The 16,824-nt window shown below is 64.1% G+C and carries 12 protein-coding genes; 3 read left to right on the forward strand and 9 right to left on the reverse strand.

What is annotated here, in order from left to right:
* Positions 1-390 precede the first annotated feature (390 nt).
* Complete coding sequence (locus ACZ9H4_RS33510; protein ID WP_476122523.1) at positions 391-1,149, forward strand: SDR family oxidoreductase; 759 nt, start codon at positions 391-393, stop codon at positions 1,147-1,149.
* Between the two features lie 704 nt (positions 1,150-1,853).
* On the opposite strand, the gene ACZ9H4_RS33515 is transcribed toward ACZ9H4_RS33510, so the two are convergent.
* The 9 genes from ACZ9H4_RS33515 to ACZ9H4_RS33555 all read right to left on the reverse strand — a co-directional run bounded on the left by ACZ9H4_RS33515 (position 1,854) and on the right by ACZ9H4_RS33555 (position 14,399).
* Complete coding sequence (locus tag ACZ9H4_RS33515) at positions 1,854-2,711, reverse strand: class II glutamine amidotransferase (protein ID WP_408141851.1); 858 nt, start codon at positions 2,709-2,711, stop codon at positions 1,854-1,856.
* A gap of 246 nt (positions 2,712-2,957) precedes the next feature.
* Entirely contained in the window at positions 2,958-3,323 is a 366-nt protein-coding gene (locus ACZ9H4_RS33520; RefSeq protein WP_408141853.1) for a response regulator, read from the reverse strand.
* A 20-nt stretch (positions 3,324-3,343) separates the two neighbouring features.
* On the reverse strand, positions 3,344-4,315 hold the full coding sequence (locus ACZ9H4_RS33525; protein WP_408141854.1) for a chemotaxis protein CheX: 972 nt from the start codon (positions 4,313-4,315) through the stop codon (positions 3,344-3,346).
* Positions 4,316-4,352: 37 nt separating this feature from the next.
* Entirely contained in the window at positions 4,353-4,892 is a 540-nt protein-coding gene (locus tag ACZ9H4_RS33530; protein WP_408141855.1) for a hypothetical protein, read from the reverse strand.
* Positions 4,889-5,629, reverse strand: coding sequence for a methyl-accepting chemotaxis protein (locus ACZ9H4_RS33535; RefSeq protein WP_476122524.1), 741 nt, complete (start codon positions 5,627-5,629; stop codon positions 4,889-4,891). The genes ACZ9H4_RS33530 and ACZ9H4_RS33535 overlap by 4 nt, the downstream gene beginning before the upstream one ends.
* 35 nt (positions 5,630-5,664) lie before the next feature.
* On the reverse strand, positions 5,665-8,055 hold the full coding sequence (locus ACZ9H4_RS33540; protein ID WP_476122525.1) for an ATP-binding protein: 2,391 nt from the start codon (positions 8,053-8,055) through the stop codon (positions 5,665-5,667).
* Between the two features lie 385 nt (positions 8,056-8,440).
* Complete coding sequence (locus ACZ9H4_RS33545) at positions 8,441-9,949, reverse strand: efflux transporter outer membrane subunit (protein WP_476122526.1); 1,509 nt, start codon at positions 9,947-9,949, stop codon at positions 8,441-8,443.
* Positions 9,946-13,164 carry an efflux RND transporter permease subunit gene (locus tag ACZ9H4_RS33550; protein ID WP_476122527.1) on the reverse strand — a complete coding sequence of 1,073 codons (3,219 nt, stop codon included), beginning with the start codon at positions 13,162-13,164 and terminating at the stop codon, positions 9,946-9,948. The genes ACZ9H4_RS33545 and ACZ9H4_RS33550 overlap by 4 nt, the downstream gene beginning before the upstream one ends.
* Before the next feature lie 14 nt (positions 13,165-13,178).
* Positions 13,179-14,399, reverse strand: coding sequence for an efflux RND transporter periplasmic adaptor subunit (locus tag ACZ9H4_RS33555; RefSeq protein ID WP_476122528.1), 1,221 nt, complete (start codon positions 14,397-14,399; stop codon positions 13,179-13,181).
* A gap of 348 nt (positions 14,400-14,747) precedes the next feature.
* Between ACZ9H4_RS33555 and ACZ9H4_RS33560 the strand changes: the two genes are divergently transcribed.
* Complete coding sequence (locus ACZ9H4_RS33560) at positions 14,748-15,485, forward strand: response regulator (protein WP_408141867.1); 738 nt, start codon at positions 14,748-14,750, stop codon at positions 15,483-15,485.
* Positions 15,469-16,716: an ATP-binding protein gene (locus ACZ9H4_RS33565; RefSeq protein WP_476122529.1), complete on the forward strand. Its 1,248-nt coding sequence runs from the start codon at positions 15,469-15,471 to the stop codon at positions 16,714-16,716. The genes ACZ9H4_RS33560 and ACZ9H4_RS33565 overlap by 17 nt, the downstream gene beginning before the upstream one ends.
* Positions 16,717-16,824: the final 108 nt, after the last annotated feature.

Genomic DNA, 16,824 nt, shown 5'->3' on the forward strand with positions numbered 1-16,824 from the left:
CAATCAGTTCGCCATTCTGTTCGGCGAGCGATTCACCGCCGCGATGAGCTGAGATTTTTTAACCGACCTCAGCACACAAAATTCCTGACACCTCCCGTCCCGCGGGCATCGGCTGGCTTGCCGCCACGGGCGACTGCAAGCTTCCCCGTCGCTGCCGTCGACAGCGCAAGGGTACGAATGGCTGACGTGGGTTGCAATAAGCCCTTCATGACCACGTCCAGAAGGACTAGCCCCGCCAAGGCACCGCCGCGATTGCATCCCCTCTACCCGCGCGAACCCTCTCCCCCACAACCGCCAAAACAAACCCCATCGCCCATCCCACCCGCAAAGCCCCACAAAAAACCCTATGAGAAAATGGCCCCTTGCCAGCCACCGTCCACAAGGAACCCCATGCCCTCCACGTCTCCCATTCGCGCAATCGTCACCGGCCACACGCGCGGCCTGGGCGCGGCGCTCGCCGAACAACTGATCGCACGCAACGTCACCGTGCTGGGCCTGTCCCGCTCGCGTCATGCAACCCTCAAGACACGCTTCCCGACACAGCTCGAAGAAATCGAACTGGAACTGGCCGACCCCACCCGCGTCGCGCAATGGATCGCAACCGACGCACTGCGCGCATTCGTCAGCGGCGCACAAACGGTTCTGCTGATCAACAACGCGGGCATGGTGCAACCCATCGGTCCGATCGAAGGGCAGGACGCGGCGGCTATCGCTGGCGCGGTGAGCCTCAACGTGGCCACGCCGCTGATGCTGGCCAGCGCGCTCGCCGCAGCGGCCGTCGATGCGAGCGACCGGCGCATCGTGCACATTTCGAGCGGCGCGGCCCGCAATGCGTATCCCGGCTGGAGCATCTACTGCGCGACCAAGGCCGCGCTCGATCATCACGCGCGCGCAGTCACGCTCGATGCAAACCGCGCGCTGCGCATTTGCAGCCTCGCGCCGGGCGTCGTCGATACGGACATGCAGGCGGAGATTCGCGGCAGCGGCGAAGAGCAGTTCCCGATGCGCCCGAAGTTCGAAGACCTTAAACGCAACGGCCAACTGTCGACGCCGGAACAATGCGCCGCGCAATTGGTCGACTACGCGCTCGACGATGCATTCGGGCAAACGCCAGTGGCCGACATCCGCGAGATCGCCAAACCGGCGTAACGCGCGACAACGACGCCTCCCGAAAAATCTCACCTTTGCCGCGCAGCGGTGCGGGTTCGGCTTGAGGCGTCGCTCGAACAGCTCCCGAAAACGCTCACCTTTCGAGCTTGGGGGCAGGGCGCAAAGGCATGCTGGGCGTGCTGCGGTGGGTGCGAAACAGGCTACTCCCGCAAACCCTCACCTTTCGCGCAGTACGGAGTGATCAGCGCGCCGATCCAGGAACCGTGAGGGGCAACGCGTTGCGCGCGGTATTGTGCGACGCGCACGACGGCTCTGGCAGCAACGGCGTATGGATTCCCCACCGCCCATCGGGCTGACGACTAAACCGTTGATACAGCACGCACTATCCGTCACGTTGAGCGCAGCAATGCGCAGTGGCGGAGTGCGCCGCCAGGCCAACACCACCGCATCGATCAGCGAGTGTTGGCCGACCTTGTCATCGCAATTGGCGAAGAGTGAGGCAAAGCGAGGCGCACGGACTCACGTATCGTCCAAAGCCTTCGGCTCCCGAATGTTCTCACCGTAGAGCCGCGAGGAGCATATTGAAGCCAGGCCGTTCGAAGGCAACCGATCAATTCACGCACGCAATCAGCACGTGCGATGGCGTCCGGCAGTCATCGGTGCCCGGCGGTTAACCCCTTAATTCAAGGTAAAAAACGCCCGCGCTCAGCGTCATTCCTTCGCAAGACACGCGCAGCGCGAAGTCACGCCGCCATCGCAGCGGATAGCTCGGAGGGTGCGTACTTCGAGGTCGCGAGGACTTCGGCGGGAACGGCAACATAGGCGCGCCGCAACAGCGCGCCACTGCGAAACATCAGCAGATCACCAGGCTTGCAGGCGGTCCAGACTTCATCGGTCAACGGCGTCGTAGCGATCACCGCCGTCCGGTCGGACGGCGTGCCGCGCTCGGCGAAGTTCACCGTCAGATCATCGTCCACCAGACGCGCGCTCGAAAACGGCCAATGGCGTATCACGTATGACAGACGCGTCGAGCAATACGCAAACTGCGCCTTGCCGTTCGACAGCACGAAGTTGAAGATGCCGAAGACGTTGAGCGTGCGCGTCGCGTGCTCGATGACGTCGAACACCGCGTCGATGTCATCCGGGTCTGCATCCGCATGCGTTGCGAAATGCGCGTGCAGGCGGTTCATGATGAAGCAGAACGCCGCTTCGCTATCGGTCGAGCCGACCGGCGCGAACGGCCCCGGCTCCTGCTCGCGGAACGGCTGCAGGTCGCCGTTGTGCGCGAACACCCATTGCTGGCCGCGCAACTCGCGCATGAACGGATGGCAGTTCTCGACCCGCGCACCGCCTTGGGTCGCCTTGCGGATGTGCGCGACGACATTGCGCGACTTGATCGGATAGCTTTTCAGAAACTCGGCGACGGGCGATTGATACGCCGGCCTTTCATCGACGAAGACGCGGCACGCGCGGTCTTCATAGAACGCCACGCCCCAGCCGTCGACATGATGATCGGTCAGGCCGCCACGCGCGGCGAAGCCGGTCAGCGAGAAGCTGACGTCGGTGGGTTCCGCGCAACTGAGGGCGAGCAATTGGCACATGTCCGGCTTCGTCCTAAGCCCGTTGTGCCAGGACGCGCGCGTGCGCCGTCACCGCCTTCGCAGTGATGGTATCTATGCGCCCAGAAGGTTTCGCCGCCATTGCAAGTCACCCGGTGTCGTTCACATTCACTGGGAGACTAGCGTGTTTCAACAGCCGCCGTTATAGCGAATCATGCTTTGCAAATCACCGGTTTCACGGCTCCCGAAAACCCTCACCTTTCGCGTGCCGCGCCGCCGCCGAGCCGCTTAGCCCGCCAGCTTGCGGAGCGTTTCCAGCACCGCATCGCCCTTGAACGGCTTGACGATCCAGCCTTTGACGCCGGCCGCCTTGCCGCGCTCCTTCATCGCCGGGCTGCTTTCGGTGGTCAGCATGATGACGTTTACCGTCGTGTTCGCGAGTTCGCCGCGAATCTTCTCGACCATCGTCAGGCCGTCCATGTTCGGCATGTTGACGTCGCTGATCACGAGCTTGATGCCGGGGCTGGCTTTCAACCTGGCGAGGCCGTCCTTGCCGTCCACCGCCGTATCGACGTCCAGGCCGTTCTTCTTCAGAAAGCCGGCCACTTCGTCGCGCACCGTGCTCGAGTCATCCACCACCAGAATTTTCGCCATGTTGTTTCCTTTGACACTACTCAGAACAAATCCAGTTCGCCTGCTTCGACCATCGCGCCGACATCGCCGGAGACTTCCCTGAAATCTTCCGGCGACCAGCTCAGGCTGAACACGAAACGTTGATGCAACCTGACCGCGCGGCCCGATTGCGGCTCACGCAGCCAGTACATGAAGCACAGTTGCGGATTGCCGCTGCCGAACGAGATGTACTTGTGCTTGTGATTCACCAGCAGCGGCACTTGCACGCCGCTGCGCCGCGAAGCATCCGCGTCGCCGACATAGCGATTCTTGAACGAGCCCCATACGAGGTTCGTCACTTCGCCGAGCACGCTGTTCAGATCGCGGAAATCCGCCTCGCCGTCGGGCGCGTTGTCGATCATCCGGTAACGGTCGAGCAAGTCGAGAATCGGGGTCTCTTCGGCCTGCATCATCATGTAGCCGCGGCACCACGCGCTTTCCAGCGGAATCAGGCTGAACACTTCGCCAAAGATGATGCGGTCGCGCACGATGTACGGCGTATCGCACGTAATGGTCAGGTCCTTGAACACGTCGCCGAGAATCGCCTGGGTCATTTCGGCGATACCGCGCACCAGCGCATTCGGATAGTCGAGGCTGAAAATGTATTCGTCGATCACGCGGCGCAGCGGCGCCATATCGTGCGCGACGTAAGCGGCGCAGACCACGCGGCGCAGGCTCTCGGGCAGGCCCTCCGTGCTCGGGTCGCGCTCACGCCGCATGATGATCGGCAACTCGGGACGCACCGCGTTGATCCTGATCGCGAGTTCGGCGCTGGCCTCGGGCGAACCGCCGTAGTTTTCGGCGAACAGTACCGCGCCGAGATCGATGTTCGAGCGCAGCACCGACTGCAAGCGGTTCTTGCCCACTTTCACGCCGACCAGATTGTTCTCGTCGCAAAAGCGCTTGAGCGCCTCTTTGTGCCCGGGGCAATCGTCCAGCACCAACACCTTGCTGACCGGCTCGTTGAAATTCATTTCGCTTTCCTGATGGCGGCGACGCGTGCTGTCATGGTCAAAACAACTCCAGTTCGCCGCTGGTTTCTTCGATGGCGCTCGTGTCCGCGACGAAGTCGAGCGGCGCATGCGCGCATACGCACACGGTCGCGGCGAGCCGCACGTCGCCGTTGAGCACGACCGAATACGACGACAGCAGAGCCGGCTTCAATTCATGCAGATGAGGCAGGCAATGCGCGTTCAACACATACGGCGTCGACATGCCGAGGTCTGGAAAATAGCGCAGCAGCTCCTGGTTCATCGCGCCGCAACACAGGTTGCAGATTTCCAGAAACGCTTCCTGGAACGGGCGCTCGTCGGTGCCGTTCAGGTAGTAGCCGCGCGTGCTGTCGTCTTCGTCGAAATGCAGGATCAGCAGCAGCCTGAATACGATCGACGAAATGGTCAGCACGACCACCTGCGTGTCCTTCGTTGCGCCGGCGCCGGCTTCGGCAAGCGGTGCGATCTCGCAGAGGTCGTCCGCATTCGCGAGCAGGCGCGTTTGCGCCGCCTTGCGGAAGATGCGTTCGAAGCTGTCGCGGGCCTGGGCCGAAATCACATCGGCACCTGATCGAGCTGCGCATGAAAGCGGTTGGCGAGCGACTCGACACTGGCAAGCGACGCCGCGATCATCTTGCCGCCCGCCTGGATGTCCTGGAACGTGGATGTCGTGGTCAGGTCGTTGCGATGCAAGCTGTCGCGATAGCTCTTCGACAACTCCTCGGAACGCGCGGCGAGCGAGCGCACTTCGCTTGCCACCACCGCGAAGCCGCGACCGGCCGGACCCGCGCGCGCCGCTTCGATCGACGCGTTCAGCGACACGATCACCACATGCCGCACGATCGACGACAACTCCTGATTCTTCGCGTGCATGTCGTGGTTCTGCGTCATCAGCGAGATCATCTGCTCGTGCCAGCGCTCGAACGTCGCGCCGAGTCCCTTCAGACGCGCAGCCTCACCGGCGATCTGGCGCGCCTGGCCGGTCCACTGCTCCGTGCTCCCGTGCGCGGCGTCGAGTGACGCCCGCAATTCATCGGCGCGGGCCGACTGCTGCATCAACTCGTCACGCAACTGTTCGGTCAACGCATGCAGTGCCTGCTCGGCTTGCTCGTGTTCTTGCAGCGCTTCGCGATGCGCCGCGTGCGCGGCTTCGAGCGCGTCGATCCGCGTTTGCGCTTCGCCGCGCAGTCGCGCCGTCAGCTTCGCGCTGTGCAGCTTGTGAGCGGCCCATGCCGGCAGCGCGATCAACGCGCCGCCCGCCAGCGCAGCGAATAGATACTCTTGATACTGTTGCATCACAACCAATCCTTGCGAAGTCCGTCGGTCGGCGCTCAGCCCGCCACTGCGTCGAGTTGCAGTTCGCCGGCCCGGCCGCGCGCCTGAACGCCGAGCGTGTCGACCGCGACGCTGTCCGGCAGGCAGACGATCGTCTGGAACTGACGGAACGGCGCGCCCGTGTGGTCGTCGGTGAAGCGCAGTTCGATGCTGCCGTTCTCGCGCCGCAGGAAATCGCGTACGGCGTCCATGCCGACGCCACGCCCCGACACTTCGGTAACCGTCTCAGCCGTCGAGAAGCCCGGCCGGAAAATGAACTCGGCCACCGCCTCGTCGCTCAGCGTGTCGTCATTGCCGATCCAGCCGCGTTCCTGCGCGATGCCGCGAATCCGCTCGAGCGCGAGACCGCGGCCGTCGTCGCTGAGCGTGATCTGCAAGGCGCCGCTGTCCACGCCCACTTCAATGTCGATCGTGCCGGCCGGGGTTTTGCCTTGCGCACCGCGAACCTCGGCGGGTTCGATGCCGTGGTCGATCGAATTGCGCAGCAGATGCATGAACACGTTGCTCAGCGTGCCGCCCGCCTGACCGCGCAAACGGTAACCGTTGTCGTCGATCCGCACGGCCGGCGCGGGCTTGCCCAACTCGCTCGCGAGCGACGGCAGCGAGTCCAGCACGCCGGACAGCGCGTCGTGCACGCTCTGGCTGCCCAGTGCGCGCAGCGTGCGGCGCAGCGCATCGCGCATCGACTGCAACGCGTGAAGCTCGGCGGCGTCGGTGCGCTCCAGCATATTGAGTGTCTGCTGGATGTCGTCCTTGTCGACCATCACGTAGCGGCCCGCGTTGCCCGCATCGTTCGCCTGGCCTTTGCCCTTGCGTCCGAGGCTTTGCTCGTTGATCTTCGCGTAGCTTTCGATCGCCTCGCGCACCCGCGTCAGTTCGCGCATCAGATGCTCCTGATCCCACGAGCGATCCGCGTCCGGCTGGCGCAGTTCGTGATAGCTGCGCTCGGTTTCGTGCACGACGTTGGTCAGATGCTGCAGGTTGTAGGTCCGCGCATTGCCCTTGATGGTGTGCATGTTGCGGAACAATTCGGCGATCGCCGCATGATCCGCTTCGGAATGCTTGCGAATGATGCGCTCGTTCTCGCTGACAAAGCCCGCCGAACTCTCGATGAAGTGATGGAACTTCTCCTCGCTGACCGCGAGAATCTCGCCGATCATGTCGAGGCGGCGGCGCTGTTCGCTCGCTTCGGCAGCGAGCTTGCGCAGTTCGGTGACGTCGCGCACGCACAGCATCAGGCGCACGACGGTGTCGTTTTCGTCAGTGATTGCCGACCAGCTGAGGTCGAGTATCTTCACGCGGCCATCGGGCATGCGCTTCGAAATCTCGCCCACCAGCAGGTGCTGATTGAACGCGAAGTTGATGCAGTCTTCGCCGAGGCACGCATGGGTGGCCGCGTCGATTTGCGACAGCGCGTCGGCGCCGAGTTCGGTATCCGCGAAAACGAGGTCCATCAGGGCGCGCCCGGCGATGTCCTTCGTCTCGAAGATGTCTTCCAGATACGCCGAGTACTCCGCGTGAATCTTCGCGCCGTCGACCACCGTCAGAATGCCTTGCTGCATGTTCTGCAACATCGCCTGGATGTCGGCGGTTTTCTGTTTGAGTTGCGCGGAGCTTTCCTGAATCTTCTCGATCATGCCGTTGAACGCGACGATCGAGCAGCCGATCTCGTCGAGCCGTCCCACCGGCACGCGGCGCGTGAAGTCCTGGCTCGACGCGATCTCGCTCATCATGGCCTGCATGTGGCTGAGCGGGCGGGTGATCTGGCGATAGAGGAGCGCGCCGATCGAAGTGAGCAGAATGATCGCAAGGCCGGTGACGGATGCGATGGCCGTGGTCGTCGTGGCGAGCGTGGCGTTCAGCGCCGTGATCGCGTCGTCTTTCTCGCGATTCTTCTCGACGCGCAAGGTCTCGACGATGCCTTCGAGCTCGTCGCGATACTGCGCGACGTTAGCGAACAGATACGCCTGCGCGAGTTCGTTCTTGCCGTCGGCTTTCATTTTCGCGGTGTCGGCAATCGCGGAGAAGTAGTTCTCCAGGCTGTCCTTCGCCTGCACGACGAGACCCTGCTGCGCGTGGCTCGCGGCCTCCCTGGCCTGCAGCGCGAGTGCCTGTTGCAGCGAGGCTTTTTTCTTCTTCAGCTCGTCCTCGGCCTGGGCGACCATGTTGGCGTCGGGCGCATAGACGAGCGTCATCGTGGCGAGCTGCACGTCCTTGACTTGCGACACGAGGTCGGCGGATGCGAGTGCGCTGGGCACCACGCCCTCGGTCACCTTGCGTACTTCGGCGGCGCTGCCGCGCGTCTGGTAGACGGCATAGCCGCCGATCGCCGACAAGGCGGCGAACATCAGAACAACCAATAGCGTGATGCGATGACGGATCGTCATTTGAACCCCCGGGGTCTGGCCTGCGCGCCAGCCCTCGATCGGAGCAGCGCGTTTTTGTGCGAAATATATGGTCTGACTTGCAGCGCTGCGGAGTATTGCCGATGCATATTACTCAGCGATGACTACATCGCTTTTTTCGCACACCCGAGGGGCTAAATTGAGTTCTAAAGTTTGCGTGGAAAAGGCCGTTATCCAATGCCCTTTCTATTGCGACGCGATTACGTCGCTAGGAAAAACGCTCGATGCACACGACTTCGCCCGAATTCGATCGCGCCGCACGCGTCCGCCTGGGCTCCCGAATTTCCTCACCTTCGGGGCTAAAGTGCGCCGACAGGTGTGCATATTCTCACCTCGCCGGCTCCCGAATCTTCTCACCTGTTCGCTGTCAGCCGTGTTCCCAACCACCGCCCAGCACCTTGTATAGCGTCACGAGATTCGCCTGCCGCGACAGGCTATCCGTCGCAAGCTGCTGTTGCGCGGTAAACAGCGTGCGTTGCGCGTCGAGAAAGGTGAGGAAGCTGTCCGTGCCCGCCTTGTAGCGCGCTTCGGCGAGCGTGTAGTAGCGCTGCGCGGAGGCCACGTAGTCGCGATCCGCCTGCACCTGATCGACGTAAGTGGCGCGCGCCGTCAGTGCGTTCGATACTTCCTTGAACGCGGTCTGAATCGCGCTTTCGTAGTCGGCCACCTCGATCTGCTTTTCGATCTTCGCGACATCGAGCGATGCCTTATTGCTGCCGTAATCGAAGATCGGCACCGATACGCTCGGCGCAAACGCCCAGGCACCCGTGCCCGCCTTGAACAGATTCGAGAGCGTCGAACTCGACGTGCCGGCCGACGCGGTCAACTCGATCTTCGGGAAGAACGCCGCGCGCGCGGCGCCGACGTTCGCGTTCGCCGCCTTCAACGCATGCTCCGCCTGGACGATATCCGGACGACGGGTGAGCAGCAGCGACGGCACGCCCGCACCGATATCGGCGAACATCGATTCGTCGTCGAATGCGCGGGGAGGCGGCAGGTCGTCGGGAATCGGCGCGCCTAGCACGGCCACCAGATTGTTGCGGTCCTGCGCGACCGCGCGCCGGTAGGACGCGAGGCTGGCCCGCGCGCTCGCGAGCGAGTTCTGCGCCTGCTGCACGTCGAGCAGCGAAGAATTGCCCAGCTCCTGGACGCGCTTCGTCACATCGAACGTGGATTGATTCGCCTTCACTGTGTCTTCGGTCAACTGCAGCAGACGCTCGTCGGCCAGCAAGGTCAGATAGTCGGTCGCCACCGTGGCGATCAGGCTGATCTGTGTGCTTTGCCGCGACGCGTCGGTTGCGAGGTAGGTCTCCAGCGCCTGACGCTTGAGGCTGCGCAGGCGTCCAAAGAAGTCGATCTCCCACGACGTGGTGCCGACGCTCAGATTGCTGACGCTGCTCGTCACGCCTTCGGTGCGTTCGCGGGTCAGGCTGCCGCTCGCGCTGATCGACGGCGCAAGCGCGGCGCGTGCGATGCGGTATTGCGCTTCGTATTCGGCCACGTTCAACGCGGCCACGCGCATGTCGCGATTGTTGGCGAGCGCGATGTCGATCAAACGTTGCAGGCGCTCGTCGCGGAAGAACGTGCGCCATGCGGTGTCGGTGGCTAGCGGGGCAGTGGCGGCGCTGATGGTTGCGGTCGTTGCGGTCGTTGCGGTCGTTGCGGTCGTTGCGGCAGTGCCGCTCGCCGCTTCCGCGCTCGCGTTTGCCGTTGCTTTTGCCCGCGCGGCGGCGCTCGTGCTTTCATACGCATCGCCTTGCGGATACGTCGCCGCGACGGGCGCCGCGGGCCGTTCATAGTGCGGGTCGAGCGTGCATCCCGTCAGCATGGCAAAGGCGAACGCGACCATGCACGCGCCCGGTTTGAGTCTCATCATTCGACACCTTCCTGTTGCTTGGCGTCGCCGTGTTCACCGAACAGACGGCGCACGACGACAAAAAACACCGGCACGAAAAAGATCGCGAGAATGGTCGCGGCGATCATGCCGCCCATCACGCCGGTGCCGATCGCATGCCGGCTCGCCGAACCGGCGCCGGTGCTGATGACGAGCGGGAGCACGCCGAAAATGAAGGCGAGCGAGGTCATCAGGATCGGCCGCAAACGCAGCCGCGCGGCTTCGATCGTGGCTTCGATCAGGCCGCGTCCCTGGGCTTGCAGGTCCTTGGCGAACTCGACGATCAGGATCGCGTTCTTGGTGGACAGACCGATCGTGGCGAGCAGGCCGACCTTGAAGTAGATGTCGTCGGACAGCCCGCGAAGATGCGCGCCCAGCACCGCGCCGAGCACGCCGAGCGGCACGACCAGAATCACCGCGAGCGGAATCGACCAGCTCTCATATAGACCGGCAAGGCACAGGAACACCACGACGAGCGAGATCGCGTACAGATAGATCGCATGCGAACCGGCCACGCGCTCCTGGTACGATTGCCCGGTCCAGTCGATGCCGTAGCCGGCGGGCAGTTTTTTCACGAGCGCATCGACGGCGGCCATCGCCTGGCCGGTGCTGGTGTTCGCGCCGGTTTGCGCGGTGATTTCCATCGCCAGCGTGCGGTTGAATCGCTCGATCTGCGGCGGTCCGAAGGTCCACTTACCGGTGGCGAACGCCGAGAACGGCACCATCTGGCTGTCGTAGCTGCTGGTCGTGCTGGTCGTGCTTGTGGTGCTGGTCGTGCTCGTTGCGCTCGAACTGCTGGTCGAACTCGAACTACTTGAGCTGCTTGTCGTACTCGCCCTCACGTACCACCGTCCAATGTCGGACGGCATCATCCGGTATGGCGCATCGGCCTGCACGTAGACCTTCTGGATGCGTCCCGTATCGACATAGTTGTTCACATACGCCGAGCCGAACGCGGTCTGCAACGTATCGTTCACATCGGCGATGGACAGCCCCAGCGCGCTCGCCTTCTCGCGATCGATATCGACATGAAACTGCGGCGTATCGTCGAGGCCGCCGGGGCGCATGCCGGACAATGCGCTATCTTTGGCCGCGAGTGCGATCAACAGCTGGCGCGCGGCCATCAGCTTGTCGTGGCCCTGGCCCATGCGGTCTTCCAGTTCGAAGTCGAGTCCGCTCTGCGTGCCGAGCTCCTGAATCGCTGGCGGATTGAGCGCGAAAATCTGCGCGTCGCGCGTGGCGGCGAAGTGCTGGTTCGCATGCTGGATCAGCGCCGCCGCCGAGCCGTCGCTGCCGCGCCGCTTGCTCCAGTCCTTGAGGCTCACGAATGCGAGCGCGTTGTTCTGGCCCGAGCCGTTGAAGCTGAAACCGGTCAGCGTGATGATCTTGTCCACCTGCGGAAGTCCGAGGTAATACGCCTCGACCTTCTTCACGACTTCCAGGGTCTGCGCGGCGGGCGTGCCCGCAGGCGCGGAAATCGACGTGATGAGGGTGCCTTGATCCTCGTCGGGCAGATACGACGACGGCAGCTTCATGAAGAGCAGCGCCACGACGCCGCCGATCAGCAGGTAGATCACCATGTAGCGCACCGGATTGCCTAGCACGCGCGAGACCGCCGAATCATAGCGATCGGTGCCGCGTGCGAGCACGCGGTTGAACCACCCGAGCACGCCACGCTTCGGATGATGCGCGACGTCCGCGCGCCGCAGCAGCGTTGCGCACAGCGCGGGCGTGAGCGTCAGCGCGAGGAACACGGAGAGCAGCATCGCCGCGACGATCGTCACCGAAAACTGCCGGTAGATCGCGCCCGTCGATCCCGAGAAGAACGCCATCGGAATGAACACGGCAACCAGCACCGTCGTGATGCCAACCAGCGCGCCGGTGATCTGCTTCATCGCCTTGCGGGTCGCTTCGAGCGGCGACAGCCCCTCTTCCGCGATCAGGCGCTCGACGTTTTCGACGACCACGATCGCGTCGTCCACCAGCAAGCCGATCGCCAGAACGAGCCCGAACATCGACAGCACGTTGATCGAGAAGCCGACCACCGACATCACCGCGAACGTGCCGAGCAACGCAACCGGCACGACGATGGTCGGAATCAGCGTCGCGCGCAGGTTCTGCAGGAACACGTACATCACGACGAACACCAGCATCACCGCTTCGATCAGCGTCTTCACCACCTCTTCGATCGAAATCTTCACGAAGGGCGTGGTGTCGTACGGATAATCGACCACGACGTTGCGCGGCAATTGCGCGCTCAGTTCGGTGAGCTTCGCGCGCACGGCCTTCGCGACGCTCATCGCATTCGCGCCGCTCGCGAGCTTGACCGCGAGCGAGGCGGCCGGCTTGCCGTTCAGGCGTGAATCCGTGCTGTAATCGTCGCCGCCCACCTCGATGCGCGCGACATCCTTGAGCATCACCTTCGAGCCGTCGCTGTTCACGCGCAACAGAATGTCGCCGAACTGCGCGGGGGTGGTGAGCAGGCTCGATGCGGAAATCGTCGCGTTGAGCGCCTGGGTTTTCGTGGACGGCGAGCCGCCGATCTGTCCCACCGACAGCTGCACGTTCTGATTCGTGATCGCAGTGGTGACGTCGCTGGTGGTGAGGCCGACCGCTTGCAGCTTGACCGGATCGAGCCAGATGCGCATCGCGTGCTGCGCGCCGAACAGCGTCACGTCGCCGACGCCGTCGATCTGCGTGAGCGGGTCTTCGATCTGCGTCGCGATGATATTGCCGAGGTCGATGGAATTCGTGCTGCCGTCGGTCGACGACAACGACACGATCATCAGAAACGAGTTCGCGGCCTTCGCGACCTGCACGCCCTGCTCCTGAACCGTCTCCGGCAGCGACGAGCTGGCCTGCTCGACCTTGTTTTGCACCTGCACCTGCGCGATGTCCGCATCGGTGCCCTGCTGGAACGTCAGCGTGATGCGTGCCTGGCCCGATGAACTGCTGGTGGACGACATGTAGAGCAGATGGTCGATGCCGCTCAGCTTCTGCTCGATCACCTGGGTGACGGTGGTCGCGATAGTCTCCGCGGATGCGCCCGGATACGTCGCCGTGATCTGCACGGATACCGGCGCCACGCTCGGATATTGCTCGACCGGCAACGTCCCGATGGAAGCGCCGCCCACCATCATGATGACGATGGCGATGACCCATGCGAGGATCGGTCGGTTGATGAAAAAACCTGCCATGGGAGAGTCTCGCTTTAGCTGTGGGCGGCCGACGCGGCAACGGCGTTGTGCGCGGTGGCGGGCGTGCTGCCCGCTTCGACCGGCTTGACGAGCGCGCCGGTGCGCGCCCTCTGCGAGCCCGCGACGATCACGCGATCGCCCGCTTTAAGGCCATGGGTGATGAGCCAGTCGGCGCCCGACGCGGTATCGGCGGTGACGGGCGTCTGCGCGACCTTGTTGTCGGCGCCGACCGTGAGCACGCTCGCGGAGCCGTCCGCCGCGCGCGACACCGCGAGTTGCGGCACCGTGATCGCCTGCTGGTTCACGCCTTCTTCGAGCCGGGCGCGCACGAACATGCCGGGCAACAACGTGCCGTCCGGATTGGGAAACACGCAACGCAGCGTCACCGAGCCGGTGGTGGGGTCGACGGTGATGTCGGAGAACAGCAGCCTGCCTGGCTGCGCATAGGTGCTGCCGTCTTCCATCACCAGATGCACGAGCGCGCCGTCGCTGCCCGCCTGCTGCAACTGGCCGCTCGCGAATTCCTTCTGCAGACGCAGCCAGTCCGCCGACGAACGCGTGACGTCGAGGTACATCTCGCCGGTCGCCTGGACCGTCGCGAGCGCGGTGGTCTGTTCGGCGGTCACGAGCGCGCCTTCGGTGACGCTCGATTTGCCGATGCGTCCGGCGATCGGCGCGACCACTTTGGTGTAGCCGAGGTTGATCGACGCGGTCTTCAATGCGGCGCGGTCGGCGAGCACATCGGCCTTCGCCTCGTCGAGCGCGGCGACGGCGTCGTCGTAGTCCTGGCGGCTCACGCCCTGGATCTTCGACAATTCCGCGTAACGCGCCGCCTTGGTCTGCGCGGCGTTGGCGGTCGCCACCGCTTTGGCGAGCGTGCCGACGGCCTGGTCGTACGTGGCCTGGTAGCTGGACGCGTCGATCTGATAGAGCACGGCGCCGGCCGCGACCAGCGAGCCTTCGGTGAAAAGGCGTTGCCTGACGATGCCTTCGACTTGCGGCCTGACTTCGGCGACGCGAATCGCCGACAGACGCCCCGATAGTTCGGTGCTCGAAACAACGGCGTGCGGCGTGATCGTTTCGACGCCGACTTCGGGAACCGGCGATTGCGCTGCTTGCGACGCCTGTTCGCCGCAACCGCTCAGCATGAACGTGGCGGCCGCGACGCCGGCGGCCAGCAGCGTGAAGCACGGCGCGCGTCGTGACGGCTCGGCGGCGATAGAGGGATTGGGCATGCTGTGGGCATCCTTCGACTGGAAACGACAAAGGGCCGTCCGGCATGCGTCGTTCGTTCGCGGAGGAAAAGCCACGCAACGCGATGCCAGCGGCAAGATATGGCCGCAGCATAGTGAGCAGCGTCTTACGTTGGCTTAGGCGGGGATTACGAGGTGTAACGCTCGGCGTGGGATCGAAGCGAAGACTCGCGCTTGCCACTCGAACTGGCGGCGCTGCCGTAATAAACTGTAAGGCCGGACAAGAACCCGAAACCGCCGCCGCCGCGCGATTCGCTATATTGCGGCGTAAGACAAACGGGCGGCGGCGCTGTCCGTTCATCAATCGTCCTCATCGATCAGGGCCCAGCCATGTCCGACACGCCCATCCAGGTTTTACTGGTCGACGACGACGCCGACCTTCGCGACCTGCTCCGCACCTTCTTCCAGCAGCGCGGCATCGAGATGTCCGTGCTGCACGACGCCAACAATCTGGCGCGCCGGCTCGAACGCGAGCGGCCCTCGATCATCGTGCTCGATCTGATGATGCCGGGCGTCGACGGCCTCAGCGCGCTCAGGCAATTGCGCGCGAACGGCGACACGATTCCGGTGATCATGCTGACCGCGCGCGCCGACGGCGTGGATCGCGTAATCGGTCTCGAACTCGGCGCCGACGACTATCTCGGCAAGCCGTTCATGCCGCAGGAATTGCTCGCGCGCATTCATGCGGTGCTGCGCCGGCATGCCCCGCCCGCGACCGTGTCGACGCCGCCCGAGAAGCGCGAGGCGCTGCGCTTCGGCCGCTTCCGGCTCGAATTCGCCACCCGTACGCTGTTTCGCGACGACGAACCGCTCAAGCTGACGGGCAGCGAATATGCGCTGCTCGAAGTGCTCGCCCAACATCCGATGGAAACGCTGTCGCGCGCGAAGCTCGTCGACCTGCTGCACGGTCCGCACTCCGACGTGACCGAGCGCGGCATCGACGTGCCGGTGTGGCGCCTGCGCCGTCTGCTCGAAGACGATCCGGCCAATCCGCGCCGCATCCAGACCATACGCGGCACCGGCTATATGTTCGTGCCCGGCGGCGGTGACGATGAAGAATCCCTTTAACACGCTGTTCGGGCGGCTCTCGTTGATGACGGTGGGCCTCATCGTGCTGGTTCACGTCACCTCGATGGTGTTGGTGGACCGCGAGCGCGGCCAGATCGACACCGGCCATGCGCAGCGTGCGGCGCTGCTCGCGGTCGAGGCCGAACACGAAGGCTCGCTCACGCCCGCGCAGATCTCGGCGACGCTCGGTATTGCCAGGGTCAACGCCAACGACGCGATTCCGTATGGCTGCCCCGCGCCTTGCGAAAACACCTCGGGTCCGTTCGAAACCGACTTGCGCGCGAAGTTGCCGGCCGGCAGCGAGGTGGTAGCCGACCCCGACAGTGGCACGGTCTGGGTGCGCTATGCGGGCCATCCCGGCTGGCTCGTGCTGCAAAATTCGATGCTGCCGGCGCGCCGCTTCCTCGGCGCCTCGGCGACGATGCTGGTGTTCGCGGTGGTCGTCGCGTTGTTTGGCGCGTGGCATTTGCAGCGGCCCTTGCATCGGCTCGCGCTCGCGGCGCGCGAGTTTCGGGTCGGCCATCGCGCGCCGGTGGTCGAGGCGAGCGGGCCGCGTGAGCTAAAGGAGCTGATCGGCGACTTCAACCAGATGGTGCATGAGCTCGCGCAAGCCGAGCAGGAACGCGCGGTGATGCTCGCAGGCGTCGCGCACGATCTGCGCGCGCCGATCACGCGCATGCAGGTGCGCGCGGACCTGCTGCCCGATGAAGCGAACCGGCGCGGCTTTCTGCGCGATGCGGAATCGTTGTCGCGCATCGTCACGCAGTTTCTGGATTTCGCACGAGAGACGGCGGACGCGTCGCCCACTACAAGCGTCGATGCGCACTGCCGCCGGCATTACGGCGACAGTCTCGCGGACGACGCGCTCGTGCGTCTCGATCTGCAAGCGGGCGATGGCTTCGGGTTGCCGCTCGTCGACCTCGACCGGATTCTGACGAACCTGATCGAGAACGCGCTGACCTATGGCGACCCGCCCGCCGAAATCTCGACGTCGCGGCACAACGGCCACTACACGTTGCGGGTGCGCGATCACGGCAGCGGCATTCCGGCCGATCAACTCGATCGTGCATTGCAACCGTTCGTGCGGCTTGACGAAGCGCGCAGCGGCGATGCGCATTGCGGGCTGGGGCTCGCGATCGTGCGACGGCTCGTGCGCTATAACGGCGGCACTTTTCATGCGGACAATGCTGTCGATGGGGGTTTTGTGGTGTCGCTGACGTTTCCGGTTTAGGTTGTCGGCCGGGGTTGTTTGCCGAGGTTTCCCCGCTCAGGTTGTCTGCTCAGTTGTCTGCTCAGGCTGCCTGAGCGGTTCGCTGTTCAGTTTGCCGCGCGGTTGCGG

The organism is Paraburkholderia sp. TE9906, from assembly GCF_056279605.1.